The sequence below is a fragment of the Microbacterium sp. NPDC019599 genome (assembly GCF_040632175.1).
In the GTDB taxonomy this organism is placed as follows: domain Bacteria; phylum Actinomycetota; class Actinomycetes; order Actinomycetales; family Microbacteriaceae; genus Microbacterium.
Genome location: NZ_JBEYBL010000006.1, coordinates 226543 through 246248 on the forward strand (window position 1 = coordinate 226543; position 19706 = coordinate 246248).

A 19706-nucleotide genomic window follows, 5' to 3' on the forward strand; every position below is an offset into this window, starting at 1 on the left:
CCATCCCTGACAAGGCCCTCAGTGGGCTGTGACACCATATCCAGTGTGAAAGGCGTCATCCTTGCCGGGGGTTCGGGCACTCGACTGCACCCGATCACCCTCGGCGTGTCGAAGCAGCTCATCCCCGTCTACGACAAGCCGATGGTCTACTATCCGCTGTCGACGCTGATGCTCGCCGGGATCCGCGACATCCTCGTCATCACGACGCCGCACGACGCACCGTTCTTCGAGCGTCTCCTGGGTGACGGGTCGCAGTTCGGGATCACCCTCACCTTCGCGCAGCAGCCGTCGCCGGACGGGCTCGCGCAGGCCTTCACGATCGGCGCCGACTTCATCGGCGACGACAAGGTCGCCCTCGTCCTCGGCGACAACCTCCTCTACGGCCCCGGGCTCGGCACGCAGCTCAAGCGCTTCTCGGACGTCGACGGCGGCGCCGTCTTCGCATACTGGGTCGCCGAGCCGTCGGCCTACGGCGTCGTGGAGTTCGACCCGGCCGGGCGTGCCGTCTCGCTCGAGGAGAAGCCCGCCTCCCCCAAGAGCAACTACGCCGTGCCGGGCCTGTACTTCTACGACAACGACGTCGTCGAGATCGCGCGGGCGCTCAAGCCCTCGCCCCGCGGCGAGTACGAGATCACCGACATCAACCGCGCGTACCTCGAGCGGGGCAAGCTGCGGGTCGAGGTGCTGCCCCGCGGGACGGCGTGGCTCGACACGGGGACCTTCGACCAGATGACCGACGCGGCCGACTACGTCCGGACGATGGAGCGCCGCACCGGCATGCGGATCGGCGTGCCGGAGGAGGTCGGCTGGCGCCAGGGGTTCCTCAGCGATGACGAGCTGCGCACCCGCGCCGAGAAGCTCGTCAAGTCCGGGTACGGCACATACCTCCTCGAGATCCTGGAAAGGGGCCGCTGATGGCTCACCTGCTCGTCACGGGCGGCGCCGGCTTCATCGGCTCCAACTTCGTCCACCACGTGATCGGGAACACCGATCATCACGTCACGGTCCTCGACAAGCTGACATATGCGGGCAACCGCGCGTCGCTGGACGGGCTGCCCGAGGAGCGACTCTCGTTCGTCCAGGGCGACATCGCGGACGCCGCCCTCGTCGACCAGCTCTTCCAGGGTGCGGATGCCGTCGTCCACTACGCGGCCGAGTCGCACAACGACAACTCGCTGCACGACCCCCGCCCGTTCCTCGACACCAACATCATCGGCACCTACACGCTGCTCGAGGCCGCGCGTCGCCACGGGACGCGCTTCCACCACATCTCGACCGACGAGGTCTACGGCGACCTCGAGCTCGACGACCCGGCGCGCTTCACGGAGTCGACTCCCTACAACCCGTCGAGTCCCTACTCCTCCACGAAGGCGGGCAGCGACCTGCTCGTGCGGGCGTGGGTGCGCTCGTTCGGCGTCCAGGCGACGATCTCGAACTGCTCCAACAACTACGGCCCGTACCAGCATGTCGAGAAGTTCATCCCGCGCCAGATCACCAACGTCATCCGCGGCATCCGTCCCAAGCTCTACGGCGCGGGCGAGAACGTGCGCGACTGGATCCACGCGGACGATCACTCGTCCGCGGTCCTCACGATCCTCGACAGGGGCGTGATCGGCGAGACCTATCTCATCGGCGCCGACGGCGAGAAGAACAACAAGGACGTCGTCGAGCTCATCCTCGAGCTCATGGGCGAGCCCGCCGACGCGTACGACCACGTGACCGACCGGGCCGGCCACGACCTGCGCTACGCGATCGACTCGACGAAGCTGCGCACCGAGCTCGGCTGGACGCCGACCTACGAGGACTTCGAGGCGGGCCTCGCCGCCACGATCGACTGGTACCGCGCCCACGAGCAGTGGTGGGCGCCGGCCAAGGACGCCACCGAGGCGTTCTACGCGTCGAAGGGCCAGTGAGTGACGGAATTCGGCAAGGCGCTCGCATCGACGGCGACGCCGATCCCCGGTCTGGTCGTGTGGGAACTGCCCGTCCACGGTGACAGCCGCGGGTGGTTCAAGGAGAACTGGCAGCGCGAGAAGATGACCGCTGCAGGGCTCCCCGACTTCGGGCCCGTGCAGAACAACATCTCCTTCAACGACGCCGTCGGCACGACGCGCGGCATCCACGCCGAGCCGTGGGACAAGTGGGTCTCCGTCGCGACGGGCCGCATCTTCGGCGCCTGGGTCGACCTGCGCGAGGGCCCGACGTTCGGCGCGGTCTTCACGACCGAGATCGACCCGTCGCGCGCGATCTTCGTGCCTCGGGGCGTCGGCAACGCGTACCAGACGCTCGAGCCCGACACGGCGTACGTGTACCTCGTCAACGACCACTGGTCGCCCAACGCCTCGTACACCTTCCTCAACCTCGCCGACGAGACGGCGGCGATCGAATGGCCCATCGCTCTCGACGACGTCGAGATCTCGGAGAAGGACCTCGCGCATCCGCGCCTCGCCGACGTCACGCCGATGGCGCCGCGCAAGACCCTCGTGGTCGGCGCCGCGGGCCAGCTGGGCCGCGCGCTGCGCGGCGAGTTCGGCGAAGCCGGCGACGTCGAGTACGCGACGCGGACCGAGCTCGACCTGACGGCTCCCGGCCTGTCCACCGCCCGCCGCTGGCGCGACTACGGCACGATCGTCAACGCCGCCGCGTACACGGCCGTCGACCGCGCCGAGACCCCCGAAGGCCGCCGCGACGCATGGGCGGCCAACGTCACAGCCGTCTCGGCGCTCGCGCGCATCGCCGAGGCGCACGGCATCACGCTCGTGCACGTCTCGAGCGACTACGTCTTCGACGGCACGTCCGACGTCCCGTACACGGAGGACTCGCCCATCGCACCCCTCGGCGTGTACGGGCAGACGAAGGCGGCGGCGGATGCTGTCGTCGCGACCGTCCCGCGGCACTACATCCTGCGCACGTCGTGGGTCGTGGGCGAGGGCGGCAACTTCGTGCGCACGATGGCCTCGCTCGCCGAACGCGGGATCGATCCGTCGGTCGTCGACGACCAGGTGGGACGCCTCACCTTCACGACAGACATCGCGCGCGCCGTCCGCCACCTGCTGACGACGGATGCCGAGTACGGCGTGTACAACGTGACGGGCGAAGGCGCCCCGGGCACGTGGGCGCAGGTCGCCCGGCGGGTCTTCGAGCTCACGGGGAACGATCCGGCGCGCGTCAAGCCCGTGAGCACCGACGAGTACTTCGCGTCGGCCCAGAACCCGGTCGCGCCGCGTCCCCGCAACAGCATCCTGGACCTCGCCAAGCTCGCCGCCACCGGGTTCGTCCCGACCGACGGCGATGCGGCGCTCGAGGCGTACCTGACGGCCGCGAAGGCTCCGGAGGCATGACCGCCACGCGTGACGGCGTGGTCTCGACGGCGACGTCGGGCGCGCGAGCGACCCGGAAGCCCGGCCACGCCGTCCTGGTGCGCGCCGACATCCAGGCGCTGCGCGCCTTCGCCGTCATGGCGGTCGTGCTGTTCCACTTCTGGCCCGGCGCCGTGCCGGGCGGCTACATCGGCGTCGACGTCTTCTTCGTCATCTCGGGCTTCCTGATCAGCGCCCAGCTCGTGCGCCGGCGCGAATCCGGCGGTGTGAAGCTCGGCGAGTTCTGGGCGGCGCGAGCGCGACGGCTGCTTCCCGCGAGCCTGCTCGTGCTGGCCGTGAGCATCGTCCTGACCCTCGTCTGGGCGCCCGCGACCCTGCAGAGCCAGTACCTGCGCTCCATCATCGGCAGCGCGCTCTACGTCGAGAACTGGGTTCTCGCCGTCGACGCGGTCGACTACCTCGCCGCCGAGAACGCTCCGCCCATCGCGCAGCACTACTGGTCGCTGTCGGTCGAGGAGCAGTTCTACATCTTCTGGCCGCTCCTGATCATCCTCGCGACGATCGGAACGGCCGCCGCGGCCGTACGCCGCCGGAGGCTCGTATGGGCCGTCGCGGCCGTCACGGTCCTGGGCTTCGGTGCCAGCGTGTTCCTCACGGCGACCAACGCGCCGTTCGGCTACTTCGCGACGCAGAGCCGCGTGTGGGAGTTCGGCCTCGGCGCGCTCGTCGCCCTCGTCCCGTTCACCGCGAAGCGCGGACCGGGGCTGCGCATGGCGATCTGGCTCGCCGGATGGGCGGCCATGGCCGCGACGGCCATGATCTACGGTCCCGCGACCCCGTTCCCGGGCGTCGCCGCGCTGCTCCCCGTGCTCGGCGCGGCCGCCGTCATCGCGAGCGGGCCCGACATCCCGGTCAAGTGGATCGGGGCGCTCGTCGCCTGGCGGCCCGTGCAGTGGCTCGGCGACCAGTCCTACGGGATCTACCTCTGGCACTGGCCCCTCATCGTGATCGCCCCGTTCATGCTCGGGCATGTCGCGAGCTTCCCCGAGCGGGTCGCGCTGCTCGTGATCACCATCGCGGCCGCTGCGCTGGCCAAGCGGTTCATCGAGGACCCGATCCGGTTCTCCGCGCGCACGCGCAACGTGCGCCCCCGCGTCATCGGCCTGGTCACCGCCGCAGCCATGGCTCTCGTCGTCGCCGCGGCCGCCGCTCCCATCGCGCTCGCGGCGCAGAAGGGCGAGGCCCGGCAGGACCAGGTCGAGGGCCAGCTCACCGACCCCGCCGCGTGCCGCGGCGCGGCCGTCCTGCTCGAGGAGGGCTGCGCTGCCGCGAGGGAGGCCACCGTCGACGCGGCGGACGTCGTGCCCACCCTCGCGAACCTCTACGAGGACACGGGGGGCGCATTCGCCTGCTACGACCAGGAGCTGACGGGCGACCCCTCGGTCTGCCGGATCGGGTCGGAGGATCCCGACGCCGTGCGCATCGCCCTCACCGGCGACTCGCACGCCGCGATGCTGATCCCTGGGCTGCGCGAGGAGGCCGAATCCCGCGGGTGGGCCATCGACACGATCGTGGGACGCGGCTGCGTGTGGCAGGCCGTCGAATCACCCGAATCGGAGTGCGCCGACCGCTGGGCCGCCGTCGAGGAGATCCTGCTCTCCGGCGACTACGACGCCGTGGTCGTGACGGCGTGGAACCGGGAGGACTTCGACGCCGCGGCGCAGGACGAGGTCGCCGCGCGGATGACCCGGGCATGGGAGACCGCGAAGGCGCAGGGCATCACCGTGATCGGCGTGGCCGACAATCCGCCGGTGCCCCAGGCATCCGCCGACTGCCTCGCGGCATCCGCCTCGTTCACCCTCGAGACGTGCGCGTTCGACGCGGACGAGGCGCACGCGGCGAACGACCCGATCCGTCAGGCCGGCGAAGCGACCGGCTCACCGGTCGCGGACCTGTGGGACGCGTACTGCGCCGACGACGTGTGCCCCATGGTCATGGGCGGCGTCGTGGTCTACCGCGACCTGCACCACATCACAGGGACGTTCAGCAAGTCGCTTGCGCCCTACCTCGCCGACGAGATCAGCGCGGCGCTGCCGGACGACTGAGCCGACTCGGCGGGACGCCGCACCTCGCGGATGCCGAGGACCGCGACGAGGACGAAGGTCGCCAGCCACGCCAGCTGGATCGCGATCGAGATGGGATACGGCAGCGGCGACCACGCGTACAGCGCGCTCAGGTGCTCCCACAGCGACGACGCGTCGGGCTCCCAGGACTGCGTCGCGACTCCGACCCGCCACACCGTCGCGAAGAGTCCGAGACCCAGGCCGATCGCCAGGAGGATCCGCTGCCCGCGGTCCTTCAGCGCCGCATCCGCGGCGACCGCGAACACCACGCCGGCCGCAAGGGCCGCGGGGAAGAGGTAGCGGCCCTGGACGCCGGCCGCGACCCCGGTGACGACCGTGTACCGGTAACTCTGATAGACCACGATCGCCGAGGCGAGCACGATCGGCACGAGGAGCACCGCGAAGTCCACGAGCCGACTCCGCGTGAGGCGAGCACGCACGACCATCGTCACCAAGCCTGCGACGACGAGGATCGTCAGGACGATGGTCGCCGCGATCTCGATCGGACCGACCAGCGGGGCGTTCGCGCCGAGCCAGTAGCGGGTGAAGAACCTCTCCACGAATGTCTGCCAGTAGATCGGCCACGCCTCGTCGAACGGAAGAGGTCCGCTCTCGAGGGGCGCGGAGTGCCCGTTGGGCTGGATCGCACCGTAGATGAGCAGATTGCGCACCCACCACCAGCCGCCGAGCGCGGCGACGGCGACCACAACGGCGGCGGCGAGCAGCGAGCGCCGGACCTCGCGCGTGCGCACCGCGACGACGAGGTACGCGGCTGCGACTCCGACCGCGATGGGGATCGCGAACGCCTTCGTGAGCAGGGCGACGGCGAGCGCCAGGCCGATCCAGACGGCGGTCCGCACGCGCAGGTCGCCCGTGAGCACGCATCCCATTCCGAGCAGCACCCACCCCGAGGCTGCGATCAGCAGATTGTCGTTGTTGACCGCTCCGCCGAGGATCTGCACGGACGGCAGCAGGGCGATCGTGGCCGCCGCGAGAACGGTCATGCGGCGCCCCGCGCCGAGGCGACGCGCAAGCGCAGCGGCGAGAAGGGGAAGCGGGCAGAGGATGAGGGCCGAAAGCGCGCGCCAGAGCCAGATCTCGAGGTCGAAGCCCAGGCCTGCGTCAGCGACGAGCCGGTGCACGGCGGCCAGCCCGGCGTAATAGAGCGGAGGATGCTGCGACATCTGGTTCAGCGACTTGCCGCTGACGAGATTCGACGGGTCGGTCAATTCCGCGAACGACGGCCGATCCGAGCGGGGGACGGCGTCATCGGCCAGGAACGGGGCGATGCCCATCAGCTCGGCCGCTCGCATGACGCTCAGCATGAGCGGCATCTCCTTGAAGCCCGGCCATTCGCGGAACTCCTCGAGGTACAGGACCGCACCGACGTGGGCGCGCTCGTCCTGCGCACTGAACACAGCCCTCGTGAACGACCAGTTCAGCATCGAGAGGAGCATGAGACCGCACAGCGCCCACACGATGACCGGAAGCCCGCGGAACAGCCGCGGCTTGTCGGACCGACGCGCCACGACCTCGTCACCCTGCACGTCGACACTCATCCCACCATGGTAAGCAAGCAGATCGCGCCCAGAGGACGACGTGTACCCTCGTCAGGAGCCCCACCAGCCCCGGAGTCGCCACCCTCATGCCCCCTCGCGTCTCGATCGTCACCCGAACGAAGGATCGACCCCTCTTCCTCACGCGCGCGCTTCGGAGCATCGCCTCCCAGACCTTCCGCGACTGGGAGGTCGTCATCGTCAACGACGGCGGTGCCCGGAGCGCGGTCGACGAGGCGATCTCGGCATCCGGCATCGACGCGTCCCACGTGACGGTGATCGACAACGCCACCCCCACCGGCCGATGGCCGGCGGCCAACGCGGGCGTCCGGGCCGCGAGCGGCGAGTACCTCGTCCTGCACGACGACGACGACTCATGGGCCCCCGCGTTCCTGGCCACCGCAGTCGACTACCTCGATCGCAACCCCGACCGACTCGGCGTCGTCTCGCGGATCCAGATCATCTGGGAGCGCCGCACGGGAAACGTCATCGAGCGGCTCAGCGACGAGCGGTTCCTCCCGGACTCCCTCGCGCCGCTGCTCATGGACCAGCTGCAGTTCAACAGGTTCGTGCCCATCGCCTTCCTCTACCGCCGCCGCGCGCACGACGTCGTCGGCCCGTACGACGAGCGCGTCCCCGTCGTCGGGGACTGGCTCTTCAACACGCGCATCCTCATGCAGGGACCGCTCGAGTACCTCGGCCCCACTCCGCTCGCCTTCTGGCATCAGCGCCCCTCGTCGACGGGCGTGGACGGCAACAGCGTCATAGAGGCGAGCTCGGACCATGCCCTGCACGACGCGCTCGTGCGCGACGAGGCCTTCCGGAGCACGCTCACCCGCGACGGCGACGGCCTCGCGCTGTACCTCACGTACTTCGTCGACAAGCGCGCGAAGCAGATCGAGGACGTCATCCGCTCCGAGGTCGGGCGGCTGCGAGATGAGACCACCAATCCGTTCTTCGCCGGCGCGCGACGCGCGTGGCGGCGGCTGCGTTCGCTGCGCCCGCCGCGCGGCTGAGCCGCTCACGACGATCCGGACCCGGACGGACAGGAAGGGTTCCCCTCATGCTCACGGTCGGACACGGCGCGAAAGTCGATCCCTCGGTCAAGCTCTGGCACAACGACGCCGGACCCATCGTCATCGGCGAGGTCGCCAAGATCTTCCGCGGCGGCGAGATCATGGGTCCCGTCACGATCGGAGACGACGTCTTCATCAATCGCGACTGCTACATCCGTCCGCACACGACGATCGGCGACCGGGTCAACATCGGCCCGTTCGTCAAGCTGATCACCGACACCCACGAGATCGGCCCCGCCCGACGTCGCGCGGGAACAGTGCGCCATGACCCCATCACGATCGGGGACGGCGTGTGGATCGGGGCCGCGGCGACGATCCTGGCCGGAGTGACGGTCGGCCCCGGTGCCGTCGTCGCCGCAGGCGCGGTCGTGGTCGCCGATGTCCCGCCGAACGCGGTCGTGGGCGGGGTGCCCGCCAAGGTGATCCGCCGGCTGGACTCCGAACCCGAGGCCGCACCGGAAAGACGATCCCGCGGGCGGTCCCGCGGCTGAGCCCATCACCGGGAAGGGGGCCACGACCGGCCCCGTTATGATCTTCTGGTGAAAGCCGGATCGACTGTCCTCGTGTTCCCGGCCTGGCGATCGAATCCCTACCTGAACATCCTGAGCCTCGCGCCGCGCGCTCAGGGCTACCAGTTCGTCCAGGAGACCGACTTCTACGGCTTCCTGCGCTCGGCGGGGCGGCTCGGCAGGGGGGATGTCGCGCACGTCCACTGGACGGCTCCCATCGCCCAGTCGGCGCTCACGGCGCGCGACGCCGATTCCCGGGTCGCGCGGTTCGAGCGGCTGCTCCGGCGCCTTCGGGCGAAGGGCGTCCGGGTGATCTGGACGGTCCACAACCGGCTGCCGCACGAGCTGACCTATCGCGAGCAGGAGGTGCGCGTCTACCGGGCGCTCGCCGAGTCGGCCGACGCCGTGCACGTGATGACGGAGGACACACCTGGCGTGATCGCGGACGTGTGCACCGTCCCGGCGGACAAGGTGCGATGCATCCCCCACCCCAGCTACCAGGGCATCTACGACGTGGGGATCACGCGCGACGAGGCCCGCGCCTCCTTCGGGCTCGAGCCGGATGAGGTCGCCGTCCTGTTCCTCGGCCAGATCAGGCCGTACAAGGGGGTCACGACCCTCATGCAGGCCGTCGATCACGCCTCACGGGACGACGGCCGTCCGCTCGCCCTGCTGCTCGCCGGCCACACACCCCCGGCGTCGCTGGCCGAGCTGGAGCCGGCCGTGCCCACCTCGGTGCGCACGGTGATGTTCCTCGACTTCGTGCCCGACGGCGACATCGCCAGATGGTTCGCGGCCGCCGACCTCGCGGTCTTCCCCTACCGGCAGATCCTCAACTCCGGAAGCGTCCACCTCGCCGCGACGTTCGGGGTGCCCGCCATCATCCCCGACGAGCCTCATCTGCGCGAGCAGTACCAGGGCCAGTCGTGGACGGCCTTCTTCGACCCGGCCGACCCGGAGGGTTCGCTCACGCGCCTGCTCAGCGACTCGTCGCTCTTCGCCGGCGTCGGTCGCGAGGCCTTCGCCGAGTACATCGAGAGCGTCTCGCCGTGGCGCGTCTCGCGCGGCTACGCCCAGCTCCTGGACGAGCTCACGGACGCGCGCGCGGAAGCACCCGCTTCGCGGTAGATCCCGCGATGATGAACGCGCGACGCACCGCGCGGAAGAACCGGCCCCGTCTGCGGTAGACCACCACGACGTCCCGGTGCCGCTCGTAGATGAACGAGTCGAGCACCGAGTACTCCGGCAGCGGCGGGCGCGAATCCGCCGTCACCACGACGCGCGGCTCGCGGAGCCTCATGGCGGGCTGGAACAGGTCGTGGGTCGGCAGGCTCTTGCGGGGGTACGAGGCGAACCACAGCCAGCGGCCCGATTCGCGCCCCTCCACGACCTCGCGCTCCCAGCGGACCGACTCGGGCTCGATCGCCTCGCGGGTCCCGTCGACGGGCCACAACACCGGAGCACAGCGGTCGGCGCCGAGAACGGACTGGCCCGAGACGACGAACGTGGTCCCCCCGCGCAGCTCGCGGATCATGGCCGCCGCGCTCGTGCGCAGGGCGGTGACGTCATCCGGGCGCGTCCCGGCGCTGCCGATCTCGGAGATGGCCGAGAGCGCGTCCGGCCCCGCGAAGGCGGCGAGCGCGCGCGCGGCGTCCGCCCAGGCGCCGGCATCCGTCCTGTCGGGCAGATGCGACTGCAGCGCCCGCAGCGCGAGCCACGGGATGCGGTCGCCTGCCGCCACGGGGTACTCGATCTCGGAGAGCGTCGTCAGCAGACCCGCGAGGTCTTCGAAGTCCGGCGTGTCGTACTCGAGCTCCCAGCTCGACGCGACCCGAGCCGCCACCCACTGCGCGTGGGAGGCGAGGGTCAGCGTGAGCATTTTGAACTCCGGGATGCCGGCCGGGGGCGGGCCGACGAATTCGAGCAGCTCCTCGACGGCGGCGGCGACTTCCGCGTCCCGTGAGTGCCCACCCTCCCGCGCGGCCGCGAACTTGGCGAACTTGGCGACGTGGATGAACCCGTCGCGATCCCAGATCAGGCGCCGGTACGCGGTCGTGACGGCCTGATCGTCCAGCGCCGCGACGATGCGCGCGCACTCGAGCTCCTGCGTGAGGTAGCTGACCATCGAGTCGACGGAGTCGGCCTTCGCCGTCATCGACGTCCCGCCGGGGCGCTCGCGATACAGGTACACGACGTCCGGGATGATGTCGATGGACCGCGCATTCGCGTACGCCTTCACCATCGGGACGATGTCGTTCGAGCGGGGGACGTCGGGGTATTCGATCCCGTTCGCCTGCCAGAAGTCTCGCCGGAACGCCTTGTTCCAGCATGGACGGGCCAGGATCAGCGTCGGCTCGTCGACGAGCGAGACGCCGCTCGCGGGCCGCCCGTACGCCGACATGCTGGCGGTGGGCCGCCACGTGTCCGTCGGCGAGAACTTGAGGAAGTCGCCGAAGACGATGTCCGACCCCGACTCGTCGAGGGAGCGGACGAAGGCCGCGTAGGCTCCGGGCGGGATGAGGTCGTCGCCGTCGCAGAAGACGAGGTACCGGCCGGACGCCTCGGCGACACCTCGATTGCGCGCCGATCCCCCGCCCCGCTCGGACGCACGGAACAGCCGCACGCGAGCGTCTGCCTCGGCGAACCGCTCGACGACCGCCGTCGTGTCGTCGGTCGAGGCGTCGTCCACGACGATGACCTCCATCGACGGGAGGTCCTGATCGAGCACGGACGTGAGCGTCTCGCCGATCCAGGGCCCCACGTTGTGCGTGGGGATCACGACCGAGAGCGAGGTCATGAGAGCCGAAGGGTCATCCGGCAATCTGATCGACCGCCTCGTCGATCGACCCGTCGAAGACCTTCTTGCCCTTGCGGATGACGATGCCGCGGTCGCAGAGCTCCTTGATCATCTTCACGTCGTGGCTGACGACGACCATCGTGACGCCGCGGGCGGTGAGCTCACGGATCTTGGCATAGCACTTCTCGCGGAACGGGGCATCGCCGACCGAGAGGACCTCGTCCACGAGAAGGATGTCGACATCCACGTGGATGGCCACGGAGAAGGCCAGCCGCATGAACATGCCCGAGGAGTAGTGCTTGACCTCCTGGTCGATGAACTCGCCGATCTCGGAGAACGCGACGATGTCGTCGAAGCGCGCGTCGATCTGCTTGCGGTCCATCCCGAGGATCGCCGCATTGAGGTACACGTTCTCGCGACCGGAGAGGTCCGGGTGGAAGCCGGCGCCGACCTCGATCAGGCCGGCGACGCGGCCCCGCGTGAGGACGACGCCCGAGTCCGGCTCCAGGACGCCGGAGATGAGCTTGAGGGTCGTCGACTTGCCCGAGCCGTTGAGGCCGAGGATGCCGACCGATTCGCCCTGACCGATCTGGAAGGAGATGTCGTCGAGGGCTGTGAAGGTGTCGGCGCGGACCTTCTTCTTCTTGATCCAGCCGACGAAGGCCTCCTTGAAGGAGTGCGTGTTGCGGCGGAGGAAGAGCTTGGAGACGTGGTCGACGACGATGCACGGGGACGTGGCGGTCTCGACGATGATCTGCGACATCAGAGGTCCTGGGCGAAGGTGCGTTCGAAGTGACGGAAGGTCCACTGTCCGACGACCAGCGTCACGATCGTGACGCCGACGGCCACGAGCGACGCGAGGCCGAACCAGTCGGGGAGCGCGTAGGGTGAGTCGGTCGTGGCCTCCCAGAAGGCGACGTGGAACAGCTCCACGGCGACCGTGATCGGGTTCGACATGTAGAGGAAGAAGGCCCACTCGTAGTTGTGCAGCGCCTCGGCCACGAGCGTCCAGGTGTACAGGACGGGCGAGGTCCACGTCGAGAACATCTTGATGAGATCGACGAAGTTCTGCGCGTCGCGGAAGCGGACGTTCAGTCCGCTGAAGAAGAGGCCCAGCCCGAGGGAGAAGGCGACCACGAGGAGGATGGCGAGGATCGCGCCGCCCACGCCCGCGAGCGTGGGCACCCAGCCCACCAGGAGGCACACGAGGAGCAGGATCACGAGCTGCGGGAGGAAGTGCACGAACGCGACGATGATCGCCGCGATGGGGAACAGCTCGCGCGGAAGGTAGATCTTCTTGACGAGCGCCCGGTTGTCGACGATCGCGTTCGTCGCGTTGCCGAAGGCCTCATTGAAGAGGTTCACGATGACGACGCCGGCGAACAGGTAGATCGCGAAGTTCTGCACGTCGCGATGGAACTGGAGGATGATCCCCATCACGAAGTAGTAGATGAGGAACTGCGACGCCGGCTTGACGTAGGACCAGACCCACCCGAGGACCGAGTTGCGATACCGGGTCGCCGTGCCCTTCCTCACCAGGAGGCGGAGAAGGTAGCGCCACTGGAAGACATCCAGCAATCCGCGCCCGCGGCCGGGTACATCGAAGTCAGAGACGTCGAGACGGGTTCCTGCCGACAAAGCTCATCACTCTCTCCAGATGGTGCCCTCAGCGGGCCACAGAAGATCCTACTCGACGGCCTCGACGGCTCTTCTCGACGGGTTCCCAGGCTCGAACGGCCGCTCGGGAGGCTCGTCCCCCCGTCAGGTGCCGGGCGCTCGGGCGACGTCGGCGCGGCGGACCCAGTACTCGCCCTCGGGAAGCTTCAGCTTCAGCCAGTCGCCGGCGGCCGTCCCGGACACAGCCGGCGCGACCGTTCCCGCTGCGATCTCGACGGCTGCCGTCTCGCAGCCGGCGTTCGGCGCGATGCGGCCGAGGGATGCCGCGAGCACGACGTAGGTGAGCCTCGCCGGCAGGACGTCGACGGGCTGGTGCGCGCACACGTCGTCGAGGGCGAGCGTGCGCACCGCCATCCGGGCGATCCAGCGCGGACCCGAGGCGGTCGGGATCAGGAGCCAGTCCCCCGCCTGCGTGCCCTGCGTCGGCTTCACCACCGTGCCGTTCGGGATGGTCGCCGCGGACTGCCCGCACGACGTGGTGGGGGCGATCGCCGCCGTCGCGGGGCCGCCCTGCACGACGTAGCTCCTGACGGGCGTCCGAGTCGTCGGGAGCACCGTGCACGGGTCCGTGTCGCGGTCCAGGCGCGTCAGGTGGCTCCTGTCCACCCAGACCTCGCCGCGCCCGGTCGACACCTTCAGCCAGTCGCGCGTCGCATTGCCGAGGATGGCCTGCACGACCGTGCCCCCGGACAGGCTGACTCTTCCGATCGCGCACGAGGTGTTCGGCGCCGACCTTCCGCTCGTTCCCTCGCCGCGGATCGTGTAGAGCATCTTCGCCGCGATCACGCCGCCCGGCTGAGCGCACGGCGTCTCGGTGTCGGTGGCCCGTCGGAGCTCAGCCCTCTCGACCCACCGGTCCACATCTCCCAGGTGCACCTTGAGCCAGGCCTTGTCCGCACTCACGAGGAAGGCCTGCACGATCGCGCCCGCGGCGACGGGCCGGCTGTCGACGCCGCACCCACCGGCCGGCACGATTCGCCCTGTGGCATTCCCCGTCAGCACGTAGGCGTACTGGGCGGTCCCCGCCTTGGGGGGAAGCGCACACGGACTCTCCTCGGCGGTCGCGTAGCGCAGGTACGCACGGGCCACCCAGCGGGATCCGCTCTCGGTGTTCACCCGCAGCCAGTCTCCCGAGCCGGCGGTCGCCTGCAGCACGGTTCCCCGCGCCAGCTTCATGACGTTCTTCGTGCAGGACGTGGACGGCGCGAGCCTGGCGTTGAGGATGTCGGCCGTGACGACGTAGGTCTTCACGGCGGGCAGGATGGCGCTGGGCGCCGCGCACGGATTCGCCGGCACGAGGGTCGATCCGAACCAGTCCGTGAAGTAGTTGTAGAAGTTCCGGTTGCCGTAGGCCGAGCATCCGTCGCCCTCGCCGTAGCCGGCGCGCAGCGCGGCGGCGTTCGGCTGGTACGGCGTGTAGTAGTACAGGTTGGCGGTCGCCTGGTTCTGCACGAAGACGGGCGAGGACCCGCAGTCCCGGTTCGGGTTGTAGAGGATGTTCCATGTGTTGCCGGGCGCGTACCACGTGAAGAACTGCGACGTGCCCGGCGGGTTGGCATAGCGCTTGAACTGCCACGCAGCCCCGTAGACCTGGTTGAAGAACCCGTAGTAGCGGGTGTCGCATGCCGCCGTGTCGGGACAGCCCTGCCCCATCGCGATCCGGAACCGCCACTCCGACGGCCATGTGTGGGTCACGAGCCCCTGCTCCTTCTGGAGCGTCACGATGATGACCTGGGGATTGATGCCGCACGCCTGCGCGACCTTGTAGATGATCGTCGAGGCGCGCTCGCGGCTGCCGCCGGAGTAGGCACCGCACATGGCGTCGGCCGTCGTCGTGCGGGAGGAGTCGTACCAGTCCTTCAGGCACGTGTAGCCCGACTGGCAGGCGGGCACCTTGGATTCGAGGAACGTCTGGATGGCGGCGGCCGACATCGTCGTCCGATCGAAGAACACGGCGTCGCTGACGATGTTGCCCGCCTGGAACTTCGACAGGTCCGCGGCCGCCACGATGTTCGCCTGAGCCGTCTCGGCGGCGGCCGGAGCGGCACCGGCGGCGGGCGCGGAGACCAGGAATCCCAGCACCACCAGGATCGCCGTCAGAAGAGCCAGCGGAGACGCCGCGCGAGCGCGAGGGCGTCGGGCTTGCGCCGTCGCCATGGGACCAGTGTGGCCGATGTTGCTGGTGTGGTCAACGAATCCCAGTCCGGGGGCCGATTCGCGCCCGTCGTCAGAGGTCGGCGTGCAGCTGCCAGACCCGGTCCGCGGCGGCGCGCCACGAGAACGCTCTGCCCCGGTCGCCGGACAGCACGCCGAGCCGGTCCGCGGCGGCGGTCGAGCCGAGGGCCGAAGCGAGCGCGACGCCGAGCGCATCGGCATCCGGCTCGACGATGAGCCCGCCGTCGACGATCGTCTCGCGGTGGACGCGCGAGTCGACCGCGATGACCGGTACGCCCAGTGCGAGCGCCTCGACGACCCGCCACGGGAACCCCACTCGCGTCGACGGCGCCAGCAGCGCCACGGCCGCGCCGAACACGGCGGCACGGTCGGCCGTGTCCAGGCCACCTCGGACATGAAGGTTGCGCTCCGGGACGCCGGAGGCCGAGGCGAGCTCGGCGACCGCCGGCTCCTCGCCTTCGGCGGCGTCGATCACGAGCACCGGGACGTCCAGACCCGATCGCGCGATGGCCGTGAAGCCCAGCGCGAGTCCGTCCGAGCCCGCGACGCCGCCGGAGAGCAGCACGAACCCCTCCGGAACGTCCAGCACGCGGCGCCGGCCGACTTCATCGGACGGCACGGCGAAGCCGAGGGGCGCCGCGCCCGCGATCACCCGGGCGCGGTCGGTCAGCCGCGGGGCGACCTCCTCGAGCGCCTCGGCCATGGAGTGCGTCGGCACGACGATCGCGTCGGCGTGCTTCGCGGCGCGCTTGAGCATCGCGCGCTGCCAGCCCACGGCGGTCCGCGAGAGCTCGTCGGGCGTCTCCCAGGCGCGGAAGTCCCACAGCGTCACGACGGTCTGATCGTTGTCGTGCACGCGGTCGTGCTTCACGAGCGGCGCGAACAGCGACGGGGAGTGCAGCATCCCACCCCCGATCCCCGTTGCCACCCCCAGCTGCAGCGCGGCGGACAGCTCGCGCCGCGCGAGGGCGACCTTGTGCAGTCGTGCGATGCCCGGAATCTCGGCCGCGACCTCGTCTACGCGCGCGGCGGAGACCCCGGGGACGATCCCCTCGACCTCGCACCCCGTCGGCGCGCCGATCACGAGGGCGCGCGTCAGCTCGCGCGACGCGAGCGCGAGGTCGGCGTCGCTCGGCGATGCGACCTGGTCCAGCATGACCCGCAGTGTCGCGACCATGTCAGCCCTCCGGGGTGGGCGTCGCGGGGTGCAGAGCCTGATCGATGAGCTGCTGCACGTACGCGTAGTCCGGCTCGTACTCGTCGACGCCGCCGTCGGGGGTCAGCTCGATCGTCTGGACCGGCTGCTCCTTCGCCTTGAGGGCGAGCTCGGTGAAGTACGGGAGCATCGACTGCGGCAGGTCGGTCTCGACGATCGCGGTGCCCGCGGTCGCGATCTCGTTGAACCTCGTCAGCACCGTCGCCGGCGTGAACTGCGCGAGGATCGCCTCCTGCAGCTGGCGCTGGCGCTTCATCCGGTCGAAGTCGCTCGTCGTGTAGCGCGAGCGGGCGTACCACTGGGCGGTGTCGCCGTCCATGTGCTGCGGGCCGGCCTCGATCCAGCCGGTCGCCCACTCCTCGACGGGCTGCCCGTCGTACGCGGGTCCGCCGCCCTCCGGCAGGCGCTGCTCGACCGAGATGTCGATCCCGCCGAGCGCGTCGATCAGGGCCGCGAAGCCGTGCATGTCGATGAAGACGTAGTACGGGATCTGGATGCCGAGGATCCCCTCCGCGGCGTCCTTCGTGGCCTCGACGGCCGGCGTCGACCCGTTCGCCTCGGCATCCGGGTACAGGGCCTCGCCGTCGCGGCACACCTCGACCTCGGTGCGCAGCTGGTTGATGCCGCTGCTCCATCCGCACAGGGGGTCGGAATAGCCTTCGTGCACATCGGGGTAGAGGTCCTTCATGGGGCCCTCGGCGAACGGGAAGTGCGGCATGTCGCGCGGGATGCCCGTGATGGTGACGGCACCGGTCTCGGCGTTGACGGAGACGACCGAGATGCTGTCGAACCGCATGGAGTCGCGGCCCTCGCCGCTGTCTGCGCCGAGCAGGAGGATGTTGTAGTAGCCCTCGGACGGCTCGACGCTCGGGCCGCTCACGCCGAAGATCGCGCCGAGGGTGTCGCGCGTCGTCCCGGCGACCTGCGAGGCGTAGACCGCGCCGCTGCCGGCGACGACCAGCAGCCCGACGGAGAGCGCCGTGATGCCGAACCTCGCGACGGGGCCGGTGCGCACGAGCCGCACGAGCCGCAGGGTGTCGATCGTGAGGATGGTCCACAGCAGGGCGTAGGCGATCAGGACGATCTGCGCGCCCAGCAGGAAGAACCAGTTCGTCGCGAGGGTCACGAGCACGGAGCGCCAGAGGACGGCGGACAGGATGCCGAGCACGACCAGGACCCACAGCGCGAGCGTCGCGGCGATGCCCACGCGCCCGAGGCGCCGGTTGCCGGCGAGCACCTGCGCGGATCCGGGCAGGAGGAAGTTGAGCCCGACGAGCCACCAGCCGCGACGGGTCATGAACGGGCGCGAGGAGGCGTCGGGATACCGCAGCGGGCGCTCCTCCACGAGCCGGCCCGGCCCTGCGGCCGAAGCGGACGAGCGGGGAGGGCTCATGACGCTCACAGCGACTCCTTCAGTCGCTGGTTCTTCGCCTCCACCTGTGCCTCGAGGTCGCGGGCGTACTCCTCGACGCGGTCGCCGAGCTCGGCATCCGTCGTCCCCAGTATTCGCGCGGCGAGCAGTCCCGCGTTCTTGGCTCCGCCGATCGACACCGTCGCAACGGGGATGCCGGCCGGCATCTGCACGATGCTCAGCAGCGAGTCCATGCCGTCGAGGTAGGCGAGCGGGACCGGCACGCCGACGACGGGCAGCGCCGTGAGCGAGGCGAGCATGCCGGGCAGGTGCGCGGCGCCGCCGGCTCCCGCGATGATGACCCGGATGCCGCGGCCCCGTGCCTCACGGCCATAGGCGACGAGCTTGTCGACCGTGCGATGGGCCGAGACGACCTCGACCTCGTGCGGGATGCCGAAGTCGGTGAGGACCTGCGACGCGTCGCTCATGACGCGCCAGTCCGAGTCGGAGCCCATCACGACGCCGACGAGCGGTGCATCCGAGGAATGAAGGGGGCGAGTCACCCGTCAAGGGTAGGCGTCGTCGCTGGAAGATCCCCGCAACGGCACGGCCCGGCCTCGGCCGCCGTGCGCGGGCGTTTCGTCTCGCTCGCTTCGCTCGCTCGCTCAACGACCGATGGCTCGCGTGCCGAACTCCGGTCGTTGAGCGAGCGAAGCGAGACGAAACGCGCCGAACCCGCTCGGACGTCGAGTCTCGAGACACTCAGTCGAGGAAGTGGGATGCCGCGGCCCGCGCCTCGTACGCGATGTCGTCGAGGTCGTCGCCCACCGTGTTGACGTGGCCCACCTTGCGCCCGGGGCGCGGGGACTTGCCGTAGGTGTGCACCTTCGCCGACGGGTACTCGTGCAGGGCCGAGGGGAAGCGCGCGTCGAGCGGCCCCTCGGCGGGCCCGCCCAGGATGTTCACCATGACGGCCCACGCGGCCCGCGGCGACGGGTCGCCGAGCGGCAGGTCGAGCACGGCGCGCAGGTGCTGCTCGAACTGGCTCGTGACGGCGCCGTCCTGACTCCAGTGGCCGCTGTTGTGCGGACGCATCGCGAGCTCGTTGACGAGGAGGCGCTCGTCCGTGGTCTGGAAGAGCTCGACGGCCAGCATCCCCGTGACGTCGAGGCCCTCCGCGATGCCGACGCCGATCCGCTCGGCGACCTCGAGGAGGCGCTCGCTCGCGTGGGGCGCCGGCGCGATGACCTCGGCGCACACGCCGTCGCGCTGCACCGTCTCGACGACGGGATACGCGCGGATCTGGCCCGAGGGCCTGCGCGCGACCTGCTGCGCGAGCTCGCGCGAGAAGTCCACGAGCTCCTCGACGAGCAGGGCGCCGCCGCGCGCGTCCTCCGCGAGCGCTGCGAACCAGTCGTCCGCCTCCGTCCCGGCCTCCACGACCCGCACGCCTTTGCCGTCGTAGCCGCCGCGCGGCGTCTTGACGACGGCGCGGCCCCCGTGCGCGTCCAGGAACCGCTGGAGCTCGGCGGAGTCGGTGACCGCGGCCCAGTCGGGCTGCGGCATCCCGAGCTCTTCCAGACGTGCGCGCATGAGGAGCTTGTCCTGCGCGAAGCGCAGCGCGCCGGGGCCGGGTCGCACGGCCACCCCCGCGTCGACGAGGGCGCCGAGGACGTCCTGCGGGACGTGCTCGTGGTCGAAGGTCACGACATCGACCTCGCGCGCGAAGGCGAGCACCGTGTCGGCGTCCCGGTAGTCCCCGACGGCGGTCGCCGCGAGGGATGCCGCCATCCCCTCGTCCTCGGCCAGCACGCTGATCTCGACGCCGAGCTCAACGGCGGGGGCGATCATCATGCGGGCGAGCTGCCCGCCGCCGACGACACCGACACGCAAAGGCATGGGACTC

Annotated in this window: 16 protein-coding genes; 7 read left to right on the plus strand and 9 right to left on the minus strand. The window is 70.2% G+C overall.

All coding sequences use genetic code 11. The features are described 5' to 3' along the window. Window positions 1-45 precede the first annotated feature (45 nt). Genes rfbA through ABZ477_RS12700 form a run of 4 tightly spaced genes read left to right on the plus strand, consistent with a single transcriptional unit; the run spans window position 46 to window position 5425 of the window. Window positions 46-915, plus strand: a complete 870-nt coding sequence (rfbA, locus tag ABZ477_RS12685) for a glucose-1-phosphate thymidylyltransferase RfbA (RefSeq protein ID WP_360133300.1) — start codon at window positions 46-48, stop codon at window positions 913-915. Beyond that, on the plus strand, window positions 915-1913 hold the full coding sequence (gene rfbB, locus ABZ477_RS12690) for a dTDP-glucose 4,6-dehydratase (protein WP_360133303.1): 999 nt from the start codon (window positions 915-917) through the stop codon (window positions 1911-1913). Before rfbA ends, rfbB begins: the two co-directional genes overlap by 1 nt. Further along, entirely contained in the window at window positions 1914-3341 is a 1428-nt protein-coding gene (locus ABZ477_RS12695) for a bifunctional dTDP-4-dehydrorhamnose 3,5-epimerase family protein/NAD(P)-dependent oxidoreductase (protein WP_360133306.1), read from the plus strand. Further along, window positions 3338-5425, plus strand: a complete 2088-nt coding sequence (locus ABZ477_RS12700; protein WP_360133308.1) for an acyltransferase family protein — start codon at window positions 3338-3340, stop codon at window positions 5423-5425. Before ABZ477_RS12695 ends, ABZ477_RS12700 begins: the two co-directional genes overlap by 4 nt. On the opposite strand, the gene ABZ477_RS12705 is transcribed toward ABZ477_RS12700, so the two are convergent. Continuing rightward, the gene (locus ABZ477_RS12705) at window positions 5383-7002 is read right to left on the minus strand and encodes a DUF2142 domain-containing protein (protein ID WP_360133310.1); all 1620 of its coding nucleotides are present in this window, start codon (window positions 7000-7002) and stop codon (window positions 5383-5385) included. The genes ABZ477_RS12700 and ABZ477_RS12705 overlap by 43 nt on opposite strands. 86 nt (window positions 7003-7088) lie before the next feature. On the opposite strand from ABZ477_RS12705, the gene ABZ477_RS12710 reads away from it, so the two are divergent. From ABZ477_RS12710 to ABZ477_RS12720, 3 genes are read left to right on the plus strand one after another with little or no spacing between them, the layout of a single operon-like run. Beyond that, window positions 7089-8015 carry a glycosyltransferase gene (locus tag ABZ477_RS12710; RefSeq protein ID WP_360133314.1) on the plus strand — a complete coding sequence of 309 codons (927 nt, stop codon included), beginning with the start codon at window positions 7089-7091 and terminating at the stop codon, window positions 8013-8015. A 47-nt stretch (window positions 8016-8062) separates the two neighbouring features. Then, the gene (locus ABZ477_RS12715) at window positions 8063-8566 is read left to right on the plus strand and encodes a DapH/DapD/GlmU-related protein (RefSeq protein ID WP_360133317.1); all 504 of its coding nucleotides are present in this window, start codon (window positions 8063-8065) and stop codon (window positions 8564-8566) included. A gap of 48 nt (window positions 8567-8614) precedes the next feature. Then, window positions 8615-9712 (plus strand): glycosyltransferase family 4 protein, encoded by a 1098-nt coding sequence (locus ABZ477_RS12720; RefSeq protein WP_360133320.1) that lies wholly within the window; start codon window positions 8615-8617, stop codon window positions 9710-9712. On the opposite strand, the gene ABZ477_RS12725 is transcribed toward ABZ477_RS12720, so the two are convergent. The 8 genes from ABZ477_RS12725 to ABZ477_RS12760 all read right to left on the minus strand — a co-directional run bounded on the left by ABZ477_RS12725 (window position 9675) and on the right by ABZ477_RS12760 (window position 19699). Next, complete coding sequence (locus ABZ477_RS12725) at window positions 9675-11381, minus strand: glycosyltransferase family 2 protein (protein WP_360133323.1); 1707 nt, start codon at window positions 11379-11381, stop codon at window positions 9675-9677. The two genes, ABZ477_RS12720 and ABZ477_RS12725, sit on opposite strands and share 38 nt — an antisense overlap. 13 nt (window positions 11382-11394) lie before the next feature. Continuing rightward, on the minus strand, window positions 11395-12144 hold the full coding sequence (locus tag ABZ477_RS12730; protein WP_360133326.1) for an ABC transporter ATP-binding protein: 750 nt from the start codon (window positions 12142-12144) through the stop codon (window positions 11395-11397). Further along, window positions 12144-13019, minus strand: a complete 876-nt coding sequence (locus ABZ477_RS12735; protein WP_360133329.1) for an ABC transporter permease — start codon at window positions 13017-13019, stop codon at window positions 12144-12146. Before ABZ477_RS12735 ends, ABZ477_RS12730 begins: the two co-directional genes overlap by 1 nt. A 123-nt stretch (window positions 13020-13142) precedes the next feature. Beyond that, window positions 13143-15215, minus strand: a complete 2073-nt coding sequence (locus ABZ477_RS12740) for a hypothetical protein (protein WP_360133332.1) — start codon at window positions 15213-15215, stop codon at window positions 13143-13145. Between the two features lie 70 nt (window positions 15216-15285). After that, window positions 15286-16410: a glycosyltransferase gene (locus ABZ477_RS12745; protein WP_360133335.1), complete on the minus strand. Its 1125-nt coding sequence runs from the start codon at window positions 16408-16410 to the stop codon at window positions 15286-15288. A gap of 1 nt (window position 16411) precedes the next feature. Beyond that, window positions 16412-17851, minus strand: a complete 1440-nt coding sequence (locus ABZ477_RS12750; RefSeq protein ID WP_360133338.1) for an LCP family protein — start codon at window positions 17849-17851, stop codon at window positions 16412-16414. Further along, window positions 17848-18315 (minus strand): 5-(carboxyamino)imidazole ribonucleotide mutase, encoded by a 468-nt coding sequence (purE, locus tag ABZ477_RS12755; RefSeq protein ID WP_360133438.1) that lies wholly within the window; start codon window positions 18313-18315, stop codon window positions 17848-17850. The genes ABZ477_RS12750 and purE overlap by 4 nt, the downstream gene beginning before the upstream one ends. Before the next feature lie 247 nt (window positions 18316-18562). Beyond that, complete coding sequence (locus ABZ477_RS12760) at window positions 18563-19699, minus strand: 5-(carboxyamino)imidazole ribonucleotide synthase (protein WP_360133341.1); 1137 nt, start codon at window positions 19697-19699, stop codon at window positions 18563-18565. Window positions 19700-19706: the final 7 nt, after the last annotated feature.

Coding starts and splice junctions, on each gene's coding strand:
- rfbB (WP_360133303.1), top strand. CDS start 915: ATGGCTCACCTGCTCGTCACGGGCGGCGCCGGCTTCATCGGCTCCAAC.
- ABZ477_RS12700 (WP_360133308.1), top strand. CDS start 3,338: ATGACCGCCACGCGTGACGGCGTGGTCTCGACGGCGACGTCGGGCGCG.
- ABZ477_RS12705 (WP_360133310.1), bottom strand. CDS start 7,002: ATGAGTGTCGACGTGCAGGGTGACGAGGTCGTGGCGCGTCGGTCCGAC.
- ABZ477_RS12710 (WP_360133314.1), top strand. CDS start 7,089: ATGCCCCCTCGCGTCTCGATCGTCACCCGAACGAAGGATCGACCCCTC.
- ABZ477_RS12715 (WP_360133317.1), top strand. CDS start 8,063: ATGCTCACGGTCGGACACGGCGCGAAAGTCGATCCCTCGGTCAAGCTC.
- ABZ477_RS12725 (WP_360133323.1), bottom strand. CDS start 11,381: ATGACCTCGCTCTCGGTCGTGATCCCCACGCACAACGTGGGGCCCTGG.
- ABZ477_RS12730 (WP_360133326.1), bottom strand. CDS start 12,144: ATGTCGCAGATCATCGTCGAGACCGCCACGTCCCCGTGCATCGTCGTC.
- ABZ477_RS12740 (WP_360133332.1), bottom strand. CDS start 15,215: ATGGCGACGGCGCAAGCCCGACGCCCTCGCGCTCGCGCGGCGTCTCCG.
- ABZ477_RS12745 (WP_360133335.1), bottom strand. CDS start 16,410: ATGGTCGCGACACTGCGGGTCATGCTGGACCAGGTCGCATCGCCGAGC.
- purE (WP_360133438.1), bottom strand. CDS start 18,315: ATGGGCTCCGACTCGGACTGGCGCGTCATGAGCGACGCGTCGCAGGTC.
- ABZ477_RS12760 (WP_360133341.1), bottom strand. CDS start 19,699: ATGCCTTTGCGTGTCGGTGTCGTCGGCGGCGGGCAGCTCGCCCGCATG.